Origin of the sequence: Fictibacillus solisalsi, assembly GCF_900103485.1 — a bacterium.
Taxonomy (GTDB): domain Bacteria; phylum Bacillota; class Bacilli; order Bacillales; family Fictibacillaceae; genus Fictibacillus_C; species Fictibacillus_C solisalsi.
Genome location: NZ_FNHW01000001.1, coordinates 2,383,340 through 2,407,026, shown reverse-complemented (window position 1 = coordinate 2,407,026; position 23,687 = coordinate 2,383,340). Strand labels below are relative to the sequence as shown.

20 protein-coding genes are annotated in these 23,687 nt (G+C 45.0%); 11 read left to right on the top strand and 9 right to left on the bottom strand.

The window, feature by feature from the left end; genetic code table 11:
* Positions 1-42 precede the first annotated feature (42 nt).
* The 7 genes from BLT53_RS12295 (at position 43) to BLT53_RS12260 (ending at position 6,943) form a co-directional block, all read left to right on the top strand.
* Positions 43-2,109, top strand: coding sequence for a catalase (locus BLT53_RS12295; protein WP_090235220.1), 2,067 nt, complete (start codon positions 43-45; stop codon positions 2,107-2,109).
* 110 nt (positions 2,110-2,219) lie between these two features.
* A complete protein-coding gene (locus BLT53_RS12290; protein ID WP_090236860.1) occupies positions 2,220-2,615 on the top strand; it encodes an acyl-CoA thioesterase in 396 nt (131 codons plus the stop codon).
* A 197-nt stretch (positions 2,616-2,812) separates the two neighbouring features.
* Positions 2,813-3,532: a DsbA family oxidoreductase gene (locus BLT53_RS12285; protein ID WP_090235219.1), complete on the top strand. Its 720-nt coding sequence runs from the start codon at positions 2,813-2,815 to the stop codon at positions 3,530-3,532.
* 29 nt (positions 3,533-3,561) lie between these two features.
* On the top strand, positions 3,562-3,843 hold the full coding sequence (locus BLT53_RS12280) for a DUF3219 family protein (protein WP_090235217.1): 282 nt from the start codon (positions 3,562-3,564) through the stop codon (positions 3,841-3,843).
* Positions 3,844-3,929: 86 nt separating this feature from the next.
* Positions 3,930-4,574, top strand: a complete 645-nt coding sequence (locus BLT53_RS12275) for a LytTR family DNA-binding domain-containing protein (protein WP_090235216.1) — start codon at positions 3,930-3,932, stop codon at positions 4,572-4,574.
* 129 nt (positions 4,575-4,703) lie between these two features.
* Entirely contained in the window at positions 4,704-6,218 is a 1,515-nt protein-coding gene (scpC, locus tag BLT53_RS12270; RefSeq protein WP_090235215.1) for a succinyl-CoA:acetate CoA-transferase ScpC, read from the top strand.
* Positions 6,219-6,484: 266 nt separating this feature from the next.
* On the top strand, positions 6,485-6,943 hold the full coding sequence (locus tag BLT53_RS12260) for a 2-thiouracil desulfurase family protein (RefSeq protein WP_090235212.1): 459 nt from the start codon (positions 6,485-6,487) through the stop codon (positions 6,941-6,943).
* A gap of 495 nt (positions 6,944-7,438) precedes the next feature.
* Here BLT53_RS12260 and BLT53_RS12255 read toward each other — a convergent pair whose 3' ends face one another.
* The 5 genes from BLT53_RS12255 to BLT53_RS12235 all read right to left on the bottom strand — a co-directional run bounded on the left by BLT53_RS12255 (position 7,439) and on the right by BLT53_RS12235 (position 12,230).
* Positions 7,439-7,897 (bottom strand): nucleoside 2-deoxyribosyltransferase, encoded by a 459-nt coding sequence (locus BLT53_RS12255; RefSeq protein WP_090235211.1) that lies wholly within the window; start codon positions 7,895-7,897, stop codon positions 7,439-7,441.
* A gap of 106 nt (positions 7,898-8,003) precedes the next feature.
* On the bottom strand, positions 8,004-8,156 hold the full coding sequence (locus tag BLT53_RS12250; RefSeq protein WP_074440556.1) for a YpzG family protein: 153 nt from the start codon (positions 8,154-8,156) through the stop codon (positions 8,004-8,006).
* A gap of 51 nt (positions 8,157-8,207) precedes the next feature.
* Positions 8,208-9,542, bottom strand: a complete 1,335-nt coding sequence (locus BLT53_RS12245) for an MFS transporter (protein WP_090235209.1) — start codon at positions 9,540-9,542, stop codon at positions 8,208-8,210.
* A gap of 40 nt (positions 9,543-9,582) precedes the next feature.
* Positions 9,583-10,899 carry an alkaline phosphatase family protein gene (locus tag BLT53_RS12240; RefSeq protein ID WP_090235207.1) on the bottom strand — a complete coding sequence of 439 codons (1,317 nt, stop codon included), beginning with the start codon at positions 10,897-10,899 and terminating at the stop codon, positions 9,583-9,585.
* 116 nt (positions 10,900-11,015) lie between these two features.
* Positions 11,016-12,230: a S1C family serine protease gene (locus tag BLT53_RS12235; RefSeq protein ID WP_244520402.1), complete on the bottom strand. Its 1,215-nt coding sequence runs from the start codon at positions 12,228-12,230 to the stop codon at positions 11,016-11,018.
* 278 nt (positions 12,231-12,508) lie between these two features.
* Between BLT53_RS12235 and BLT53_RS12230 the strand changes: the two genes are divergently transcribed.
* Both BLT53_RS12230 and BLT53_RS12225 read left to right on the top strand, forming a co-directional pair.
* Positions 12,509-14,938, top strand: a complete 2,430-nt coding sequence (locus tag BLT53_RS12230) for a M14 family zinc carboxypeptidase (protein ID WP_090235204.1) — start codon at positions 12,509-12,511, stop codon at positions 14,936-14,938.
* Positions 14,939-15,184: 246 nt separating this feature from the next.
* A complete protein-coding gene (locus tag BLT53_RS12225; RefSeq protein ID WP_090235202.1) occupies positions 15,185-16,012 on the top strand; it encodes an alpha/beta hydrolase in 828 nt (275 codons plus the stop codon).
* A 43-nt stretch (positions 16,013-16,055) separates the two neighbouring features.
* Here BLT53_RS12225 and BLT53_RS12220 read toward each other — a convergent pair whose 3' ends face one another.
* Genes BLT53_RS12220 through BLT53_RS12205 form a run of 4 tightly spaced genes read right to left on the bottom strand, consistent with a single transcriptional unit; the run spans position 16,056 to position 19,830 of the window.
* A complete protein-coding gene (locus BLT53_RS12220) occupies positions 16,056-17,129 on the bottom strand; it encodes an ABC transporter substrate-binding protein (protein WP_090235201.1) in 1,074 nt (357 codons plus the stop codon).
* Positions 17,126-17,929: an ABC transporter permease gene (locus BLT53_RS12215; protein WP_090236859.1), complete on the bottom strand. Its 804-nt coding sequence runs from the start codon at positions 17,927-17,929 to the stop codon at positions 17,126-17,128. Before BLT53_RS12215 ends, BLT53_RS12220 begins: the two co-directional genes overlap by 4 nt.
* Position 17,930: 1 nt before the next feature.
* Positions 17,931-18,734, bottom strand: a complete 804-nt coding sequence (locus BLT53_RS12210; protein WP_090235199.1) for an ABC transporter permease — start codon at positions 18,732-18,734, stop codon at positions 17,931-17,933.
* The gene (locus BLT53_RS12205; protein WP_090235197.1) at positions 18,724-19,830 is read right to left on the bottom strand and encodes an ABC transporter ATP-binding protein; all 1,107 of its coding nucleotides are present in this window, start codon (positions 19,828-19,830) and stop codon (positions 18,724-18,726) included. Before BLT53_RS12205 ends, BLT53_RS12210 begins: the two co-directional genes overlap by 11 nt.
* Before the next feature lie 268 nt (positions 19,831-20,098).
* On the opposite strand from BLT53_RS12205, the gene BLT53_RS12200 reads away from it, so the two are divergent.
* Together BLT53_RS12200 and BLT53_RS12195 are read left to right on the top strand one after the other, a co-directional pair.
* Positions 20,099-21,850: an ABC transporter ATP-binding protein gene (locus BLT53_RS12200; protein WP_090235195.1), complete on the top strand. Its 1,752-nt coding sequence runs from the start codon at positions 20,099-20,101 to the stop codon at positions 21,848-21,850.
* A complete protein-coding gene (locus BLT53_RS12195) occupies positions 21,851-23,632 on the top strand; it encodes an ABC transporter ATP-binding protein (protein WP_090235194.1) in 1,782 nt (593 codons plus the stop codon). It abuts the gene before it with no gap.
* Positions 23,633-23,687: the final 55 nt, after the last annotated feature.

Sequence of the window (23,687 nt, the reverse complement as noted above, 5' to 3'; positions counted from 1 at the left end):
CCCAATCATCAAATTTGACCGAATAAAAAGGAGGAGAACATTATCAATACCAACGATTCCAGCAAAAATGGAGCAGATAACAAGAAAAATCAGCAGCTTGATGCATTCCGCGTTAACAACAAAGGCAAGAAACTTACAACCAACCAGGGGCTCAAGGTTTCCGAGGACGAGCATTCGTTAAAAGCGGGTGTGCGGGGTCCTACTTTAATGGAAGACTTTCATTTTCGTGAAAAAATGACTCACTTTGACCATGAACGGATTCCTGAGCGGATTGTCCATGCCAGAGGATATGCTGCACACGGAGAGTTCGAAGTCTACGAATCCATGAAAGAATATACAAAGGCAGGATTTTTGCAGGATCCATCCGTAAAAACACCGGTTTTCGTCCGGTTTTCAACGGTGGCAGGGTCGCGCGGTTCAGGAGATACAGTACGCGACGTTCGTGGATTTGCTACAAAATTTTATACCGAGGAAGGAAACTATGACCTTGTCGGAAACAACATTCCAGTCTTTTTTATTCAAGATGCAGTGAAGTTTCCAGATCTTGTTCATTCTTTTAAGCCCGAGCAGCACAATGAAATTCCACAGGCATCCACGGCCCATGATACATTTTGGGATTTCATTGCCAACAATACCGAATCGGCTCATATGATGATGTGGGCAATGTCCGACCGTGCGATTCCGCGCAGCTACCGGATGATGGAAGGTTTCGGTGTACACACATTCCGGTTTGTAAATGAAAAAGGCGAAGGGCGCTTTGTTAAATTCCACTGGAAGCCGAAGCTTGGCGTCCATTCACTGGTATGGGATGAAGCCCAGCGCCTTGCCGGCAAAAACCCTGATTTCCACCGCCAGGATCTCTATGAGGCTATCGAGAATGGCGATTACCCGGAATGGGAGCTTGGCGTGCAAATGATTGAAGAAAAGGATGAATTTAACTTCAATTTTGATGTGCTCGACCCAACGAAAGTTTGGCCGGAGGAGCTGGTCCCAGTGAAGATTGTCGGGAAGATGACGCTCAACAAAAATCCGGATAATTACTTTGCAGAAACGGAACAGGTCGCATTCCATCCGGGCCATGTAGTGCCAGGGATTGATTTTACGAACGATCCGCTTCTTCAAGGACGATTGTTCTCGTACACGGACACCCAGCTTTCACGATTGGGCGGCCCGAACTTCCACGAAATCCCGATTAATCGTCCGGTATGTCCATTCCATAACAATCAGCGCGAAGGCATGCACCGCATGACCATAAACAAGGGACCGGTTGCTTATCACAAAAATTCATTGGACAATAATGATCCCGCGCCAGCAACAGAAGAAGAAGGCGGCTATGTTCACTATCAGGAAAAAGTAGAAGGGCGCAAGGTCCGACAGCGTAGTGAAAGCTTTAAAGACCACTACAGCCAGGCTAAACTTTTCTGGAACAGTATGTCTGATGTGGAAAAACAGCATATCATTAAAGCCTTCCGTTTTGAGCTTGGAAAAGTTAAAAGCAAAAGTGTTCAGCAACAGGTGGTTGAGGTGATCAGTCATGTGGATACAGCACTTGCCAAGCAGGTGGCGGCAGGAATCGGTGTGACAGCTCCGGAAGGGATTGAGCCATCCGATGAAACCATGTCTTCTCCAGCATTGAGCCAGGTAAATACGGTAAAAATACCAGCTACCCGAAAAGTAGCCATTCTGGCAGAAGACGGATTTAACGGAGAAGAAGTAAAAGGACTTCAGGATGCATTGAAAAATGCAGGAATTGCTTCTGAAATTATTAGTGAAACACTGGCTCCTATCTCGGGCAGTCAAGGAGAGGAATTTCAGGTGGATCAGACGTTGCTGACCAGTGATTCTGTTCTGTATGATGCCGTATATGTGGCAGGCGGAGCAGACAGTGTCAGCACCTTAAAAGGAATTAAAGAGGCGACAACGTTTGTGAATGAGGCATACAGCCACTATAAAGCTGTAGGTGCCTCAGCAGAAGGGACAGAACTTCTCGCGGCGGCTGGGGTAGAAACCAGCTCAGGTGCAAATGGTGTCGTGATTTTGCAAGGCGGAAACAGCGATGAATTCATTCAAGCCGTTGCCCAGCACCGCCATTGGGCACGCCAGGTATAAAGAAACCTTATGAAAGGAGCAGCAAATTTTGCTGCTTCTTTTTCGTTAAAGGAAACAGGAATGGATACCGAGAAATAATTATGGAGCAAAAGAAGAAAGGGCAGGAATCTATGTATACAACCATCATTGAACCGCGTGTATCTGAAACAGACGGTGTCGGTCATATTAACAATACAACCATTCCCATTTGGTTTGAAGCAGGGCGCAATCAGCTGTTTAGATTATTCATGCCTGACAGCTCGTTTCAAAATTGGAGAATGATCCTCTTAAATATGAATGTTGATTTTGTAGACCAAATTTATTTCGGGCAGGATGTCAAGGTTTATACGTGGGTCAAGCGTATCGGAAACACAAGTTTGGAGCTGTATGAAGAAATTCATCAGGAAAACAGGCTTTGTGCCAGGGGAACGGCCGTCTATGTAAATCATAATATGAAGAGCAAAACCTCGGAGCCTATTCCGGTGGACATCCGGCAGGAGCTTCAAAAGCATATAAAATTGGCGTAAGTGGAAACGAGGAGTCCCAGCTTTTTTTATGAAAATGACGTGATATGCAACTAGTTCTTGTCCAATCGCAAGTAACAGTAATCCCGCAACACGACGACGTCAGCTTTAAGTCATTAACTACTCTTGTGAGCAGGATGAGAGCCAAATGGGCGTATTCCCTTTACAATAGGGGAGAATAAGGTACGAGGAGGTATATAATGAAAGTAGAAATATGGTCAGATTATGTTTGCCCATTTTGTTATATAGGAAAACGGCGCTTCGAAAATGCACTCAGCGCGTTTGAAGGACGCGAGCAGGTAGAGGTTGTATACAAAAGCTTCGAATTGGATCCTTCGTTTCAAGTGACGGATCAGGATATTCATGCTGTGCTAGCCCAGAAATACGGTACATCGTATGAGCAGGGAAAAAGCATGAATGACCAGATGACAGAACGGGCAAAGGACGTAGGGTTGGCGTATGACTTTGACCGCGCGATTCCAGCCAATACGTTTGATGCCCACAGGGTCTCTCATTTTGCCAAACAGAATGGGCGGTTAAAAGAAGTGACAGAGCGGATTTTGAAAGGGTATTTTACGGAAGGTCTTGATCTTAATGATCACACGGTCCTTGCAAAACTAGCTGGAGAAGCGGGACTTGATGAGCAGGAGACCCTTGCTGTTTTAAAAGAAGGACAATTCGCTGAGGATGTTCGTGCCGATGAGGAAGAGGGCTCCCGGCTAGGCATTACAGGTGTTCCGTTTTTCGTATTTAACCAAAAATACGGAGTATCAGGGGCGCAGCCGGAGGACGTGTTTACTGAGGTCCTTGAAAAGGTGAAGCAGGAGGAACAGGAAGCTTCTCCGATTCAAGTGCTGAACCAAACAGGAAATCAAGAAAACAAGGAAAATGACTGCAGTGACGGTTCCTGCACCATCTAGTCTGATTCCTCTGATAAGGAGTGAAACTTATGGCGAACAGTGTTTTTCTGAATGACACTAAAATCATGGTCCGTGATTTTCAACAAACAACGGTGAACGGACGAAGGCAAATTTCTTTTCTATTTCAGGTCGAACATAAAGACTATCACGACATTACCACGCTGTTGTATAAAAATGATTTCGATGTAAAGGTTCCTGAAGAAAAACTCTCGTTCAGGGCTTCCATCAGCAACTATTCTACTTCCGTTACCAACCTGTACGAGGAAAATGCGGTAGGGGATTTTTACCTGGAGCTTACGGAAAAGGAGTAAAAACACGAAGAGAGCGGGATTTCCGTTCTCTTTTTTCGTGCTACAATATCAGAGGAACAACAAGGTAAAAAGAAAAGGTGTGAGCTATGGAACGGTTTAAAACATCAGCCCTTCTTGATGTCATCAGTGAATTGTTTTCAAACGAAGCTTCAATTGCGATTACGGATACCGAACATTATATTTATTATCAGCCCAGCAGACGAATCAATTTAAAAATTAAACCAGGCGATGGGATCAAAGAGGGGACCATTACACATAAAGCACTGGTGTCCCGGCAAAAAGTCTCGCAATTTATTAACCGCGATATTTTTGGAACGCCTTATTATGGGATGGCAGTTCCGTTATTTGATCAGGAAGATCTGCAAGGATGTGTGACAGCAATTTTTCCGGCGCTGACAAGCGGGAAAACGGTGGTTACCGTAAAAAGCGAGGATGGCTGGATTCCAATCCCGTTCTCGGATATCTTTTATTTGGAAGCCAAAGACCGCAAGACCTACGTCGTAGGGGAAAAGCATACGGGGAGCCATAAGGACACATTGAATGAGTTTGATTTTCTTTTGCCTAAGGATAACTTTGTCCGCTGTCACCGCTCGTTCATCGTAAATGTTCATCACATTTTGGAAATCTATCCAGACAGCCATTCAACCTTTTTATTAAAAATGAAAAACGGTGAACAAGTGCCTGTCAGCCAGTCTTATGCAAGCTATTTCAGAACATTGCTTGGCTTCTGACCAGATCCTTCTGTTTGGTGAACTGAATGTTCTGTCTTATCTCAATTTTTTGTGATTTATTCCCTTTCTCTCTCGATTATCATCCGGTTTGCTACACTTATGAAAAGAGAGAGACAAGGAGTGGAGAGAATGGAAAGCGTTTGCAAACGAATTAGAGATCAGCGCTTACATGATCGGATTGTATCTGCAGAGGAAGCCGCATCCTGGATCGAAGATGGAATGACACTTGGCTTAAGCGGATTTACGCGGGCAGGAGATGTGAAAGCCGTACCGTTTGCTCTTGCCAAACGGGCGGAAGAAAGTCCCCTGAAAGTCAATGTGTTCACAGGTGCCTCCCTCGGATCAGATGTTGATAAATTGTTTGCCGAGAAGAACATGATCAACAAACGGCTGCCGTTTCAGGCAGATGCGACCATGAGAAAAGGCATCAATGCCGGGGATTTTCAATTTGTTGATCAGCATTTGTCCCATACATCGGAATGGGTCCGCTCAAATGTACTGGACACGATCGATTTTGCGATTTTGGAAGCAATTGCAGTTACCGAGGAGGGTATGGTAATTCCAACCACATCAATTGGCAACTCTATGGTGTTTTCACAGCATGCCAAAAACATCATCATTGAGATCAACACCGCACAGACAGAGTTGCTAGAAGGTATTCATGATTTGTACGAACCAGGGCCGCAGGGTGAACGGCAGCCCATCCCGCTTTCTGCCCCTTCCGACCGGATTGGTGTGAAAGGGATCCAGGTGGATGTGGAAAAGATCAAAGGAATTGTTTTCACCCATCAAGAGGATTCGCCGTCCACCATCGTTGATCCCGATGAGGAAACGGTTGTCATGGCGCAGCACTTGATCACATTTTTAAGAGAAGAAATCAAAGCAGGCCGTCTGACAGAAAATCTGGCTCCGCTTCAGTCAGGAATCGGTTCGGTGGCTAACGCGGTTTTTCACGGATTGCTGGATTCGGAGTTTACGGATTTGGAAGTCTATTCTGAGGTTCTTCAGGATGCGGTATTTGATTTGCTGGATGCCGGTAAAGTGAAATTTGCGTCTTGCTGCTCGATCACCCTGTCTTCAGAGAAAATGAAAAGCGTGTTTTCCAATTTTGAAACGTACAGAGACCGTTTGCTCCTGAGACCACAGGAGATTTCCAATCACCCGGAACTTATCCGCCGTATGGGGCTCATTTCTATTAATACCGCGCTCGAACTGGATATTTACGGTAATGTTAACTCGACCCATGTGATGGGAACGAAGATGATGAATGGCATTGGCGGTTCAGGAGATTTTGCCCGCAATGCACGACTTGGCATCTTCGTGACCAAGTCGATTGCAAAGGACGGGAAAATCTCAAGCATCGTTCCATTCGTATCCCATGTGGATCATACAGAGCATGATGTGGATGTGATTGTCACAGAACAGGGATACGCAGATTTAAGGGGGCTCGCGCCTAGAGAGCGTGTGCAGAAGATTATCCAAAATTGTGCGCATCCGCTGTACCGTGACCAGCTGAATGAATATTACCAAGAGGCGTTAAAAAAAGGCGGACAGACGCCGCATGTGCTTGAAAAGGCTCTTTCGTGGCATACCAATTTTGAAAAGAAGGGAACCATGCTCGAAAAGGCAGTACAGCTTGTCTAATCATAAAAAAACTGACTTTCCATTTGGGAAAGTCAGCTTTTTTTTTTTAGGATTTCGTTTTCGGGTGCTTTTTTAATAAATGACAGGTGAATGGTAAAGGTCATTTTATTAAGGTTTTTAGCTTGTTTTTTCATTTTTGGCATAGATATTTTATAATGGACAATAAGTAATGTTCCTTTAAAATGTTGTAAAAAAATGGCTGTCCATTTCAATGTCACTTGGGTGCCGGCAATGTGTGGATTTATTTGAGAGGTGTGTGGTAATTAATGATTTTGGTCAGTTCTTGTTTAGCTGGATTAGAAGTAAGGTATAACGGTACACATAGCTTAGATAATAGGATAAGTAAATTAGTTGATGAGAATAAAGCTGTTACTATCTGTCCCGAATTGCTTGGTGGGTTATTAACCCCAAGGGAACCTGCTGAGATAGTAGGCGGAGACGGAGAAGATGTACTGGATGGGAAGGCTAAAGTAGTTGAGAAATCTGGTGACGACGTAACCAAACTCTACATAAAAGGAGCTTATGCTACTTTAGAAAAGGCTAAAAAAATGGACGCAACACTAGTTGTTCTCAAGGAGAATAGCCCATCTTGTGGCAGTCTAATGATTTATAACGGTGAATTTAAGGGTAACAAAATGGTTGGAAACGGAGTTACTGCAGCCTTACTTAAAAGAAATGGTTTACAAGTGATTTCAGAAGAACAATTTATTGAAAATTTCTTTTAGTTATTACTGAATCGCAGCAGGGATAGCAGCTTTGGTTCAATGACAGTTTGTTTTTAACGAATCTTTATTCACAAGCGGCTGTGCACCAACGTTAGTCAACTTGACGATGGATTATCAGTAAATCAGCCATAATAAACCTCCAAGGAACTCCGCGGACTTTTTACTAATGCTTTGAGAAGACAAAGGATGCTGTCCTTTATAGAGACAGCATCCTTTGCATGTTATGAGTTACCTAAAAGCTGGAACTTGAACTTGAACTTGAGCTTGAGCTGGAGCGTCGTCTTCGGTTATTTCTAACTCGGCAACGAATGGTAACCACGTTACCACCTCTTGTGCGGCGGTTTCTTACTCTGCATCTCACTGCTTTTCTTCTTCTTGACATACTTCATCCCCCATATCTGAATCGAAAAATAAGAAAAGGAAATTTCTTTTCTCTTCTATATCCTATGGGGATTGCTAGAATTGGCTTGGACACATTACAGGATTGGGAAAAAATTAAATTAATGGACCTTCGTAGGGGTAGGCAGGCATTCGGATAAAATTATACGTGGCCATGCTATCCACATTGGTAAAGTAGGCATGAAGGCTTTCAATGAGCATCAGGTTCGGGACACTTTCCTTTTCCTTAATTAAAATAATTGGCTTTTGATAAGCATAGGCGTAGCCCAGTTCAAACGCTGTCCCGCTATCGGTGCTCTTTCCTTCGTAATCGTGAATCGCCACGACGACATCAGCCCGGCGAAGTGCGGAAAGATTGAAGTTAAACACGACTTTCCGCCACTCCTTTGAACCCCACGGATACTGTTGGTTCGGATGGAGCCGGGCGGAGTAAAATTCAGCAACCTGGGGATTGCGGGACAAGGCATTCTCGAGTCTTTGGATACGGGCGATCTGTTCCTGATCAAAAAAGGGACCGGCGATAAAAACTCTGACCTTTCTTGTGTCTCCGTTCATAGGACACCATCTTTCTTGATGAAGCATTAATCCCTTTATATGTTATGAAAAAACAAAAAAAGAAGACCGAAGAGGCCTTCTTTTTTCTGTTTCCTTTTCGTCATGCTTACCAGTGGTGGGCTTTGGCGTTGCTTCTCAAGATGATGTTCTGCTGAGACATCTCAGTATGTCCATTCACTTGAGATTTTTGACGCTTTGGCCGTGTCCAATTGTGGTGAAACTTACTAGAGTGAGGATCTAAATGATCTTTGTAACTCATGGCTTTTCACCTCATCCGCTAAGAGTAACAATCCAGAAACAAGGGTGATATTCAAGGAATATCCTGATTATTATGAGTCATTATCGGCAAATTTATGCCTGATGGGTCTACATTTTTATCATTTGCATGATCTGCAGCATCCGTACGGGTTTCCGGAACAAACTTTAACAAAATCAAGCCGATGATAAATAAAAGAATCAGGGAAAACACACCGCTGCTCGAATTGCCGCTCACCTGGGCGGTCACTCCTACCAAGAGCGGTCCAAGAATGGAAGCAAATTTTCCAAAAATGTTATAGAATCCGAAAAACTCGTTGGCGTTCCGCTTTGGCACAAGTTTGGCAAAGTAGGAACGGGACAGCGCCTGAATACCGCCTTGTGATGTGGCGACAAGCATGGCAAGGATCCAGAAATCCAGCGTGGTTTTTAAAAAATAGGCATAAATGCAAACAATGATATAGATAAATATGCCAACATAGAGCATTTTTTTGCCGGTGAATTTTTCAGCCAGTCTTCCATACAATACCGCGAATGGAGCAGCGACTACCTGGGTCACGAATAAAATAATCAGCAGGGAGGTAGAGCTGATGCCAAGGTCGGATCCATAAGCGGTAGACATAGAAATAATTGTACCGACTCCATCGATATAAAAGAAATAGGCAAGCAGGAACAAAAAGAGGGCACGGTAGCTGCGGATGTGTTTTAAGGTCTGGCCGAGCCGTTTGAAGCTGCTGCGAACAATTCGGGGTTCCCTCTCGACATAATATTTTTGGTGAACATGTTTGAAGAGCGGGATTGAAAACACCCCCCACCACACAGCCGTGATTAAGAAGGCCAGCTTGCTTGCGATGACAGTGGAAAGGGGTAGCGTTTTGGTTTGTGCGAGAACGATGATTGCAATACTGATTAAAAATGGAATGGTACTGCCGATATAGCCGAGGCCAAATCCACGGGCAGATACATTGTTCATCCGCTCTGCGGTGGTAATATCGATCAAAAAAGCGTCATAAAAAACGAGGGAGCCGCTAAAGCCAAGAGCAGTCAGCGTATACAAGATCAGCAATAGAAGCCATTGCTCACTGGGAATAAGCACGAGAGAAGCGGTTGAAGCGATGCCAACTGTAAAAAAGAAGGCGAAAAACTTTTTCTTCATCCCTCGATAATCAGCGATCGTTCCCAGTATCGGTCCGAGCATTGCCAGAATAAAGGTGGTAATGGCAATGGTGTATCCCAAATACGCAGTAGAATCCGCGGCGCTTACACCGGCTTTCATGGCAGCGTTTTTGTAAAAAAGCGGAAATACAGCGGTGGTAATAATAATCGAGTAGGCGGAGTTTGCCCAATCATAATACATCCAGCTGCTTTCTTCCCTTGAGAAATGTTTCATTCTCATATCCCCTTTACCTTCGTCTTCTTTTCTTAGCTTGTTATTCTCGTTCTTCTGTCAATAATCCTTCAACCACTGAGCCGTCTGTGTCTCCCAAATCCAGTCCGAGCAATCTGGCAAATGTCGGACCCTCGTCGATCAGGCGCATCGCAGGAATCTTCTGATGGGGTCTGATTCCTTTTCCGGCTGCGGCAAAAAATGTGGCATAATTTTCTTTTTTGGGAGAATAGCCATGACAGGCATACGTATATCGTTTGGCACGAACATCCTCCTTTGTGACGTGGTGAAGAAAGTCTCCCTCCAGATTTTCTTTAAAATAATAGCCATCACGCGCCTCCAGCATAAAATCGCAGTGAGGATCGGCTCCCAATGCTCCGGCTTCCTCTCCAGTCAGCACTTGTTCGATGCCGTTTTCTTCCTCCCTTGTTAATTGAAGAAGGAGTGCATTGACCCTTTTTGTGAGGTCTTTATCGCTTTTGCTTCTTATGTATATATATGCCGAGCCATCACAGCTATGGCAGTAGACCTGCCAATTTGTCACCTTTCCAATTGGAGTAACAGAAATCCAGCCCTGTTCTTTAAATAGGACGTTTAGTTGAATACAGGTTGTTTCATCGAGTGCACTATGGTCACCGAGTGCCGCAATGGTTGTGTTGTCAGAAGTACCATTCTCTTTTACCGCTGCCAGAAGCCTGCCCAGCCGGTTATCATGGCGCTTTAGTGCATTCATAGCCTCCTCTGAAGAGAATCCATGGTAATGGCGCTGGGTATCAAGGTCGGTAAAATGAATTAGCAGAAGGTGAGGGTTTTTTGTTTTGATCGTATGAACGGCTGATTCCAGTACAAAGTCATCGAGCTCAGGCTGGTTGAGCTCATTGCGGATATGGCCAAAACGCCGGTTCATGTCAAGCTGGTAAAAGACACTGCCATTCATCAGTGAGACAGGTATTTGGTGGTGCCACGGCCGGTTCGCAAAGATCTCGGGCATATGGTAATCAATATCGGCTTTTGCTGTGACCGGCCAGAGCAGTGCACCCGTCTTCATTCCCGCCTTCTTGGCTTCATCAAAAAGGGTAGTGCCCTGAATATGCCGCCGGTGCCAATGCCAGTCAGGTGAAATTCTTCCAGGCTGAAGATAAGTATTGTTCACAACACCATGGCGCTTCGGATAATTGCCGGTCACGATGGTGGCATGGCATGGATAGGTGACGGTAGGATAAATGGATTCAACATTGGGGCAATATGATCCCCGCTTCAGAAGCTCTTGAAAGTGGGGAAGCTTCTTAATAACAGGGAAATCATGTGAAGAAAGACAATCAAAAGAGATGACAATTAAATGGTCAGTCAGGCGGTTCATGAGGGCCTCCCTAAACTAATTTCTACAATAACGGTTTCTACATGAGGGAAGGCTAACCTTTAAAAAGAAGAAAGAAAAAAGAGCGGTTCAAATGTGAACGGCTCTTTTGGTCTTTCCTATTCCTTTGATATGTCTTCCAGTGTAAGTTCTGCTGAAGCTTTTTGGCCATCCCTGTAATAGGTGACAGTAATGTGATCGCCGGCCTGTTTCTTGAAGATGTATTCCCGCAGGCTCGCTGCAGTGTCAATTTCCTTCCCATCCAATCCAGTAATGACATCGTAATTTTGCAGACCGGCTTTCTCTGCTGGACTGCCTGATTCAACATTCAGAACCACCGCGCCATTTTGAACGGCATCCGGAAGATTCAAATAGTTCTGGCTGGAGGCTGTTGGGATTTGATTCAGAGACTGAGGGACGATTCCCATTTGTGGACGCTTAATCTCTCCCTGCTTTTCCAGTGTTTTGATGATTGGCTTAGCTGTGTTGATGGGTATGGAAAAGCCGATGCCTTCTACTTCCTCCTGGGCAATTTTGCTGGAATTAATGCCGATAACTTCACCGTTGGCATTAAGCAGAGGGCCTCCGGAATTACCTGGATTAATCGATGCATCGGTCTGGATCACTTGGGCGGTAAAATCCTCCTGGCCATCCTGGTCGATATCGACAGGCAAATCACGTTCCTTGCTGCTGATGATACCCTGTGTGACGGATCCCTCCAAATAGCCGAGCGGGTTCCCAATCGCTATGGCCTGCTCCCCGGCTTTTACCGAGTCCGAATTTCCGAGGTTCGCCACACTCTTTACTTTACTGCCGTCAATTTCGAGAACGGCAAGATCCAGCCATTGGTCAGATCCAAGCAGTTTGGCAGAAAGGGTAGACCCATCGTTTAGTTTCACCTCAAGCTTGTTTGCGCCATCCACAACATGATGGTTGGTAACCACGTACGCTTTATTTCCGCTTTTCTTGTAAATGACCCCTGACCCTGATCCTGCTTCCTGTTCATTTGAACCGGAGCCGGATAAAGAGGAGGAGGCTTGATAATTATTGACACCTACCACTGACGGAAGTGCTTTTTCCACCATGGATGAAACATCCTTTGTACTGGACGGGGTTGAAACAGGAAGAGTTTTGACAGCGTTGTTTTTGGAATTCTGTTGGGATGTGATGATATTCTTTGTATTGGTTGATTGGGTTTGCCCAATGGATGGAGCGATACCACCCGTGTACATAAACAGGACGCATGCTCCGCCGACCACAGCTCCTGTCAGTCCAGATAGAAAAGGCATCAAGATTCCTTTTCTTTTACCAGTTGAACGTCGTTCTTGTTCCATGTTCTCCACCATCCTTTTATTATTCAGCTGTTAAACAGGCTGTTGTTTGTATAGTTAGTATGGAGGAACTTCCTTAACTTTTTCTTAATACATGTATATTCATATTTTCGTATGTGTCTCTGATAGTAAAATAGAATGAGAATATCCTTTTAGGTTAAGTTGTTTAATCCTATTTAAAATAAATAATTAGTACTTTGTTACGATGTGAATTTGAATATTCATGCGATACTATGAATATTGTAATAGTTTTCCACAAAAAAGAAAAAGGAGATGGGTTGATGGGATTAAAGAAGAAGGCGGCCGCGGGATTAATCGGGCTCAGCATTCTGGCTGCACCGTATGCGGCGCTGGCGGAGTCACCGGCCAAAGCACAGAATCAATGGCATAATGTCAACGTTTATGAAACGCAAGATGAGAAAGATGGCAGCCTGTTTAACAGTGAAAACTATGATTTTGTGAAATACAGCAAAATCGGACAGAAGCTGATGGACATTCAAAAACAAAGTCCGCGTGTAAAGGTTGAAAAACAGGGGAAATCAGCGGATGGCAAGGATATGTATGTCGTGACGATTGCAGAGCCGTCCGCTAATGGAAAAATGGGATATTACAAGAAACTGAGAAAGCAAATGTTTAAGAATCCCGAAAAGGCACAGAAATTTATTGAGAAGCATCCCGATGTAAAGGTGCCGGTCATGATCAACGGTTCCATTCATGGAACAGAGTTTTCGGGATCGGATGCCGTGCTTCAGCTGATCGAGCGATTTGCGAAAGAGAATGATGCAGAAACTAAAAAAATCCTCAGCTCGCAAATATTAATTTTTAATGTGGTGGCGAATCCGGATGGGCGCGTGAATGCTACTCGTTTTAATGGCAATGGCATCGATTTGAACCGTGATTTCATCACCCAATCACAGCCGGAAACACAGCAAATGGTGTCGCTCATCACGGAATGGAACCCAATGGTGTTCCTGGATCTGCATGGTTATGTAAAAGCATATGGAGGGCCTGGGCATCCAGGATTGATTGAACCATGCACACCGCCCCATAACCCGAACTATGAATATGATTTGTTCTCCAAATGGTCCATGAATCAGGCGGAAGCCATGGAAGCTGAAATTGTCAGCAACCGAAGCGACTATCAAAACACCAATACCTCTACTTCAAAGGTAGATTACCAGAACATGACGGGTGCGTACATACCACAGCGTGATGATACAGCAGGCTGGGATGATTATCCTCCGATTTTCACCCCGATGTACGCCATGTATCACGGTTCCTATGGCTATACATTGGAAACACCGACCAATGACTGGGATGGTGTAAAGTGGCATTATGATGCGGTTATGGGTGCACTGAATTATGCAGCGCAGAATAAAACGGGAATGGTGAAGGATCAGATCGAGGTGTTCAAGCGCGGCATTAATTTTGACCATCCTTTCCACAAAAAAGGATTTTTCCCGAAAGCCTATATTTTGCCTTCAGATCCACACGATTCAACAGCGACAGAAAAAGCGGTCAACCACTTGATTAAGAATGACATTGACGTAAGCAAATCCGTCAAGCCATTCACCTTCAACGGAAAAACGTATCCAGCAGGAACGTATGTGGTGAATATGAGCCAGGCAAAAGCAGGCTTGGCCAACACCATGCTCTGGGATGGGGAAGATATCACGAATGATACACCGGCCATGTACGATATTTCGGCATGGAGCCTGCCTGAGCTTTGGGGCTTTGATGCGATTCAAGTACCGGCCGACAGCAGCGCAACTTTTTCTCTTGCTCCGGTAAAAGAAGCCGGCGATCACGGTCATCTAGTAGGGACAGGCCCATACAAGATTCCGAATACATCTGTGAAGGCGGTCGAGCTTGCCAATAAATTGGTGAACAACGGATATGCGGTCAAGCGTGATGAAAAGGGTGATTTCTACCTTAATAGCAAAATCACCCTTGATGCTGTGAGACTTGTCCGTTATTCCGGGCTGACGATCAAGAGTGCCAAGATTCCAGCGGGTGCGAAAAAAATGCAATCGGTGAATGTTGCCATTTTAAAAGATGGCGGGATGAACAAGGCACAGTCGCATTCAGGAACAAAGCTGGCTCTTGAACGACTGGGCTTCAACGTAAAAGAATTTACACCAAGCGAGCTTGCCAGTCGAGGACTTGGCAATACCGATGTCTTTTTCTACAGTGGAACATCCAATCTGATTTCCTACAAAAATAGCAAAGCCAATGCCGAGTTTGGTTTGGAAAACGAAGCACAGTTCGAATCCTTCAAAAAGAAGATTACCGAATTTGTAAATGGCGGAGGAAAATATATCGCAGTCGGAGCCGGAGCAGCCAGTGCGGCAAAAACGCTTGGACTGACAAACGTAACCATCAACAAAGGTAATGGTGATTCTAATGGTATTGTACAAGTGGACTATAAGAACCATCCGTTGACACAAGGTTATAAAACAAGTGATTATGGCTTCGTATATGGCCCAGTATGGTATTCCAACACTGATGGCTATGATACAGTGGCAGCCTTTAAAAACAATTCCGATTTCTTTGTGGCCGGTCATTGGAAAAATCGCCAAGCCGCTCAAGGACAACCGGTTATCATCAAGGACCAGTCCAAAGATGTGACCCTGATGGGAATTGAAGCAGGTTTCCGGGATCATACCGATTATCTGTTCCGCTTGCTTTCCAACGCTGTTTATAGCAAGTAATGAATGAGCAAGTCTCTGTTAAAGAGGCTTGCTTTATTTTTTGAAGGATTAATCTTTTTTGAATCGAAATACGTATCTTTGTTGAAACAAAATGATATTTTGTTCCAATAGGAGTGTCATGCAGCATGGCAGTAACGGCTGGTCCAAGTTTCGGAGGAAATTCTTCCGAAGGAAGTGAAAAAGCGAAAGGAATTGGAACAATATGCAGAAAAACAGGAGCACTATTGAGGAAAAGGAGCGAGACAAATGGATGCTGTAAAAGAAGGAACGCTTAAGGTTCCTGGAGCACAACTCTATTATGAGGTGCAAGGCTCGGGTCCAGTGCTTCTTATGGTTCATGGAGGCAATGGCGATGCCCAGTCTTTTCCGATGGCCACTCTTCTTTCTGACCGGTATACGGTGATCACCTACGACCGGCGGGGGCATTCCAGGAGTCTGCCCGAAAACCCTGATGAACACTATCGTGTCCAAACTCACGGGGATGATGCCCAGTACCTGTTGGAACACCTTACAGAGGAACCAGTTTATGTTTTTGGTGCAAGTACAGGAGCAGTGGTCGGTCTGGACCTTGCCATTCGGTATCCTGAACAAATACGTATGATGGTTGCGCATGAGCCGCCGCTTCCCCTCCTTTTGTCTGGAGAGGATAGGACCGCTGCGATGGACAGCCTAATCCAGCTTGAGGAAGGATACAACAGGAACGGGCTTTCAGCTATGGCTGACTTTGGGGAAAAGATGGGGTTGAAAATGACAGGAGAAGGTCCGCCAAGGCCGCCCCGCAACATGGAGCGGTTAATGGGGAACATTCAGTATTTTATAAAGAAGGAAGTTCCGGGCATACGAAACTATTCGATGGATGAAGGAAAATTAAAAGTGGCATTATATGACAAACCAGGGCTGATCATTGCAGCCGGTGGGGAAGAATCAAGGGGTTACATTCCGTATCAATATGCACAAGGGCTTGCCGGAAAGCTCGGAACACCAGTGATCGATTTCCCCGGCAATCATTTGGGAAGCAGCGTGCATCCAAAGAAGTTCTCGGACAAATTGCACCAGGTATTGAGTCTGTTTTAAAGCAAAAAAGAGAGGGAGCAGCCTGGCTGCAGTCCCTCTTTTTTTACTTCCTGTGCATTTTAAATTCTAAGAAGAGCTCATTGTAATACGCTAAATTCTTTTTACCGAGGTTTTCATACACCTCAAGTTTTTCCGTCAGTTTGGGAGACGGGTAAAAGCGCTCATCGTTGACTGTTTCTTTCGGCATGTATGCCAGGGCTTTTTTATTTGGTGTGGAATAGTTCACGTATTCCGCATTTTGTGCCGCTACTTTCGGATCGAGCATAAAGTTCATGAATTTAAGTGCAGCTTCTTTGTTCTTTGCTGTCTTTGGAATGACCATGTTGTCAAACCAGAGATTCGAACCTTCTACTGGTACGACATATTCAAGGTCCTCGTTCTCACTCATGATTTCGGAGGCAACACCCGACCATACGATACCAATGGAAGCTTCCTCATTCTGAAGCAGCAGGCGGATTTCATCGCCGACGATGGCCTTAATGTTCGGCGTTAAGGTATCCAGCTTTCGTTTCGCTTCCTGAAGGTGGGCGTGGTTCGTGTCATTCAGGGAATAACCAAGACTGTTCAGCCCCATCCCCATGATCTCGCGGGCGCCGTCAACCAGCAGAATTTTATTCCTCAAATCAGGATCCCACAAGTCATTCCAACTGTTGATTTTTTTGCCGTTCAGCATTTTCGGATTGTAGACGATTCCGACGGTTCCCCAGAAATAAGGTACGGAATATTTGTTGTTTTCATCAAACGGAAGGTCCATAAAACGCGGATCAATATTTTTCAGATTCGGAAGCTTGGAGTGGTCCAGTGGAATCAGGAGATGCTCCTTCCGCATTTTATCGATCATATATTCAGATGGAACAGCAATATCGTACGTTGTTCCGCCTTGCTCAATTTTGGTCAGCATCGCTTCATTGGAGTCAAAGGTTTCATAGATGACCTTAATGCCGGTCTCTTTTTCAAAGCGTTTAATCAAGTCCGTGTCAATATAATCTCCCCAGTTATAGATGGTGAGTGTGTTTTTGCCGGAATAACCCTGTGATGAATTAAGCTCAGACAGTGTATAAAAGAAAACGGCAGAAACAAGAATGATACCCAGAAAAAAGCGGAGAAGGCTGCTCATTTTTTAACCCCCCATCTTCCCGGCCGGTTGCGCTGTGAAATAAAGTAATACACAACGACGAGCACAAGTGTAAATAAAAACAGAAGGGCGGACAGAGCATTGACATTAAGCGATATTCCTCGGCGTGCAAGCGAGTAGATCTCGACGGAAAGGGTGGTAAAGCCATTTCCGGTCACGAAAAAAGTAACAGCAAAATCATCGAGTGAATAGGTTAATGCCATGAAAAACCCTGCAAAGATTCCAGGTGTAATGAATGGAAGCACAACCTTTGTCAGCACGTTCCACTGGCTTGCGCCCAGATCCCTTGCCGCATCAATCAAAGTGGGGCTCATTTCAGACAACTTCGGCAATACCATAAGCACCACAATCGGTATACTGAACGCGATATGCGAAAGAAGCACCGAATACATCCCCAATTTAATCCCTGCCATCGTAAACAGAATGAGAAAGGACGCGCCAATAATAACATCCGGACTCACGATCAGCACATTGTTGAGCGAGAGAAGCGTATTCTTTGTCTGACGCTTGCGGATGCTGTGGATACCCAGAGCACCGAGTGTACCAATGATCGTTGCAAACAGCGAAGAAACGAGTGCGATGACCAGGGTATTCAGTACAATGATCAGCAGCCTGGAATCCTGGAACAGTTCCCTGTACCAGTCGAGTGTAAAACTTTTAAAGTTATACATGGTTCCGCCGCTGTTAAATGAATAAAACACAAGAAAGAAAATCGGTGCATAAAGGATAAAAAAGATGAGCACAAGAAATATTCGTGATAAAGGTGTGATTCTTTGATCCAATTTATACACCACGCTTTCGGTTCCCGGTCAGGCTGATGATCAGAAACATGATAAGAATTAAGAACACAGCGATGGTGGAGCCCATGCCCCAGTCCTGTGTTACGAGAAACTGCTGTTCAATGGCTGTTCCAAGTGTGATGACACGGTTTCCCGCGATCAAGCGCGTCAGCATGAACAGAGACAAGGCCGGTATAAAAACGACCTGGCAGCCTGCCTTTACACCGTCAATCGTCAGCGGGAAAATGACTCGGCGGAAGGTGATCCATTTGGATGCACCCAAATCATTTGCCGCGTCCAGCAGCGTCGGATTCAGCTCATTCAGCGCATTGAAAATTGGCAGGATCATAAATGGAATAAAAATATAGACCGATACAAAAACAAAGCTGAAATCGGTAAACAAAATTTGCTTGGCACCAATGCCGACGGCTTCCAAAAAGCTGTTCGCAATGCCTTTTGTGCCAAAAATACCGAGAAACGCATAAGCCTTCAGAAGAAGGTTAATCCACGACGGCACAATAATCAGCAGTAGCCAAAGCTGCTTATGTATGGTTTTTGTCAGCAAGTAGGCCGTGGGGTACGCAATGATTAATGAAATAACCGTAATCAAAAACGCATACCAGAAGGAACTCAGGGTCATTTTTAAATAGACCGGAGTGAAGAACGTCTTGTAGTTGACCAGTGAAAAATGTCCTTCGATATCAAAAAATGAATAATAAAGAACGAGCAGCAGCGGAGCCACTACAAACAGAACAATCCAAAGGGCGTACGGAAACAGGTACAAATTGCGGGTTACTTTATTGTTCATGAGCATCTCCCGCAGAGTAGGCTTCTAGACGCCGGTCAAAATCGGCTTCTGTTTCCCCGAACCGCATTACGTGAATCGCCTCCGGATCAAAGTACAATCCAATCTCATCACCGACTGCCGCTTTCTTGGTGGAATGGACAAGCCATTCGTTGCCGTCTTTGTCATAGCAGCTGATTTCATAGTGAACGCCACGGAACAGCTGGGAATCTACCCTTACTTGAAGTTTTCCGCGTTCAAGCGTAGTGATTTCCAAATCTTCCGGACGGATAACGATGTCCACGGATTCATTCGGATTGAGGCCTCTGTCCACGCACTCAAATTGGCCGCCGACGAATTCCACAAGGTAATCTTTGATCATTTTTCCTTCGACAATGTTGGATTCTCCGATAAAGTCAGCAACAAAGCGGTTAATGGGTTCGTCATAAATATCGATCGGAGTGCCGCTTTGCTGGATGATTCCTTTGTTCAAGACGAAAATCTCGTCAGACATGGCAAGGGCTTCTTCCTGGTCATGAGTAACGAAAATAAAGGTGATGCCCAGCCGCCGCTGCAGTTCACGAAGCTCATACTGCATCTCTGTCCGCAGCTTTAAGTCAAGAGCAGAAAGAGGCTCGTCGAGCAAAATCACTTCAGGCTCATTGACGATGGCCCTCGCAATGGCCACACGCTGCCGCTGGCCGCCGGACATTTCACGGATTTCGCGAGTTTCATAACCTTCCAGGTTTACGAAACTCAATGCTTCCTTAACCTTTTGTTGAATATCAGCATTCTTCATTTTTTTAATGCGCAGCCCAAAAGCTACATTTTCAAATACATTCAGGTGAGGAAAAAGAGCATAATCCTGAAAGACTGTGTTCACTTGACGTTTATTGGCCGGAACATCATTGATTTTTTTGCCATTAAAAAAGATGTCTCCCTTTGTGGCTTCCGTAAATCCGGCAATCAGGCGAAGAATGGTCGTTTTCCCGCATCCTGACGGGCCTAGCAGGGTGTAAAACTTTCCACGTTCAATTTCAAAACTTACTTGATCCAGCACAGCCGGATCATTATCGTATTGTTTGGTAACCTGTTTAAATTGAATAATAGCGTTTGTCATCGCAACCCCTCATCTATCCCAATTTCATTGACTGTTTGTCTGTTCCATCGTTAAATAAACTGAACTTTTTTGTTCTGAACAATTATACCTGAAAACCCGATCATTTTTAATAAAAAACCTGGAAATATCGTCTTTCTCGATAATTGGTAAACCATTCACAATTTATTTCTTTTTACATGAAAAAGTAATATTTGTTTTTTTCTTCTATAGAATATTACGGTCGGTTAAAACAAACACAAGCGTCAATAGAAGTGGAGGTAGGAGAAATTTGCATAGCTTGCGCTGGATTTGGGGAAACCTGCTGCCTTATCGCAAACGATTGGCTTTGGGGCTGCTGCTCGTGCTGGCAGTTGCGTGCATGAACCTGATCAATCCCTATGTGGCGGGCAAAATTGTGGACCGGGTCATTTATGGAAATCAGAATGGGCTGCTCTTGCAGCTGCTGGCCATCATGATCGGCTCCACGCTTATTCGCACAGGTGTCCGCTACGGGTACCAGATGTTGTTTGAAAACCTGTCACAGAACGTGATTTTTACGATGAGAGAGAAGCTGTATGACCATCTGAACCAGTTGGAACCGGGTTTTTATGACCGGACGAAAACAGGTGATATTATGGCGAGGATGACAAGTGATCTGGAGGCTGTCCGGCATTTTGCCGCATGGACCATTTACATGGTTGTTGAAAACCTGGCCATTCTGCTGTCTGCTCTCTGTTTCATGTTCTACATTCATCCGCCTTTGGCGCTGGCTATGCTGGCGATCACACCGGCCATTGGTTTTTTTGCCTACAGGCTGACAAAAGATGTACGGCCAACCTTTGCCGAGATACGAAACCAGTTTGCCCGGCTGAATTCTGTTGTACAGGAAAATATTTCAGGCAACCGGGTGGTAAAAGCCTTTGCCAAAGAAGAGTATGAGATTAAAAAGTTTTCTGCTGAGAACAAGGCCTTTAAAGAGAAGAATCTGATGTCGTCCCAAGTTTGGGGAAAGTATTTGCCGGTACTGGATTCGCTGGCAGGTGTATTGACCGTTGTTATGACCTTGGCCGGGGGTATCATGGTCATCCGTGGATCCCTTTCCCTGGGAGAGCTTGTAACCTTTAACTCTCTCATCTGGGCATTGAACAATCCAATGAGGCTGGCTGGATGGCTGATCAATGATGTGCAGCGGTTTATCTCATCGGCCGAAAAAGTGGAAGAGCTACTGGAAACAGAACCACAGATCAAATCGGTAACAGAAGAAAGGGCTGTACAGCCGTCGAATAACGTTCTTGAATTTGATCATGTTCATTTCAGTTATGGAGACGGCCCGGTTCTTCGTGACATCACACTTCAGGCCCATGCTGGCGAAACCATCGGCATTATCGGTCCTACAGGTGCCGGTAAATCAACACTGGTTGACCTTCTTGGCCGCTTTTATGAGGTTGATGCAGGGGAGATCCGAGTGGATGGCATCAACATCAAGGATTGGAACATTCATCAGCTGCGGGAAAAAATGGCGATGGTTATGCAGGATATTTTTCTTTTTTCCGATACCATCGAAGGAAATATCGCTTATGGAAATCCGGATGCACCAATGGACGAGGTGTATGATGCAGCGGAAAAGGCGGAAGCCAGCCGGTTCATAGAGTCGCTTCCTTTAGCCTATGACACAGTGGTCGGGGAAAGGGGCGTGGGGCTCTCGGGCGGCCAAAAGCAGCGAATCGCTCTTGCCCGTGCTCTGTTGCGGAATCCTTCTCTTTTAATTTTGGACGATACCACGTCAAGTGTGGATATGGAAACTGAGTTCAAGATCCAAAAAACGCTGAAATCTATTCTTAAGGACAAAACTTGTTTTATCATTGCGCACCGGATTTCATCGGTAAAGGATGCCGACATGATCCTGGTGATGCAGGGAGGGTGCATTATCGAAAGAGGGAAACACGCTGATTTGATGAAAAGAAAAGGATATTACTGGCATGTCTACAACAACCAGCTGGGCAATTTTGATCTGACACCGCTTGGTGAGGAAGTGATATAGATGGCACGCAATACGTTTAATGTGGATGAAGAATTGGAAACACCGTTTAATCTCAAACATTTAAAGCGCTTGACCGTGTATATCCGGCCATACAAAAAGAAAATGATTTTGACCGTGCTGATTATGCTGATCGCCAGCGGGGCCAATCTGATTGGCCCCTTTATCATCAAACACGCAATCGATAGTGAAATTCCGGACAAGAACATTACAGGTCTTACCCTGCTTTCCGGTGTCTTTCTAGCCGCATTGGTGATATCGGGCATTTGCATGAAGTGGCGGATAAGGATGATGGCCGAAATCGGCCAGAGCATTATTCAAAATATCCGCAAAGATCTCTTTTCGCACTTGCAGTCTTTGTCGTTCTCTTTTTATGACAGCCGTCCGCACGGGAAAATTCTTGTTCGTGTTGTAAACTACGTTAATTCATTAAGTGACCTGTTATCCAATGGGTTGATTCAGTTGATTACCGATCTATTCAGCCTGGCCGTTATTTTCGGATTTATGCTCGCGATCGATGTTAAGCTGACGCTGCTTACCCTGGCTGGATTTCCTGTTCTTGCGGCGGTTATCTTCTTTATTAAAACGGCACAACGAAAAGCATGGCAGACGCTGAGCAACAAGCAGTCCAACATGAACGCATACATCCATGAAAGCATAAACGGCATGAAGGTGACTCAGGCGTTTACACGTGAACAAGAAAACAAACGAATTTTCCACAGAGTTTCAACCGGTTATAAACAGTCGTGGCTGAAGGCAATGTACGTTCAATTCCTGTTATGGCCCTCAATTGAAAACATTTCGGTACTGACTGTATCTGTCATCTATGTGTTTGGGATCGCCTGGATCGGCCATAGTGTAACAGTGGGAGCTTTGATTGCCTTTATCGGCTACATCTGGATGTTTTGGACGCCGCTTGCGAATATCGGGAACTTTTACAATGCCATCATAAATGCTATGGCGTATTTGGAACGGATATTTGAAATGATGGATGAACAGCCGGCCGTTAAAGATAATCCCGATGGAAAGGTCTTGAAAACCATTGAAGGAAAAGTAGAGTTTGAGAGTGTTGATTTCGGTTACGGAGAAAAAGAGCAAGTACTGAAGAACGTTCAATTTAAAGCCGATCCCGGTGAAACGGTCGCTCTTGTCGGTGCAACCGGTTCTGGAAAAACGACAATTGTCAGTTTGATCAGCCGATTTTACGACTGTACGCTAGGCAGAATCAAAATCGATGGAACGGACATTCAGGGTGTGACTCTTTCCTCACTCCGTAAACAAATGGGCGTCATGCTTCAGGATCCGTTCATCTTTTCTGGAACAATTATGGAGAACATCCGGTATGGCAGACTCGATGCTACGGATGAAGAAGTATTGGAAGCGGCCAAGGCTGTTCAGGCCCATGATTTCATAAGTGGTTTGCAGCATGGATATTACACAGAAGTAAATGAAAGAGGAACCAGGCTTTCCACGGGCCAAAGGCAGCTTATTTCATTTGCGAGGGCACTGCTTGCCGACCCGAAAATTCTTATTTTGGATGAAGCGACTTCATCCATTGATACTGAAACAGAGCTTGCGATTCAAAAAGGACTGGAGCGCCTGCTGGCAGAGAGAACGTCCTTTGTCATCGCCCACCGCCTTTCCACCATTCAAAATGCGGACCGAATCCTCTATATTGATGACGGGCGGATTGTGGAAGAAGGCACACATGAAGAGCTGATTGGAAAAAGGGGCTGGTATTGGAAGCTGTATAACTCTCAGCGTCTTCCTTCCGAGACAGGATAAGTGAGATCCATTAAGGGAGCATTTCGATGCTCCCTATTTTTCATTTTATCGGGGT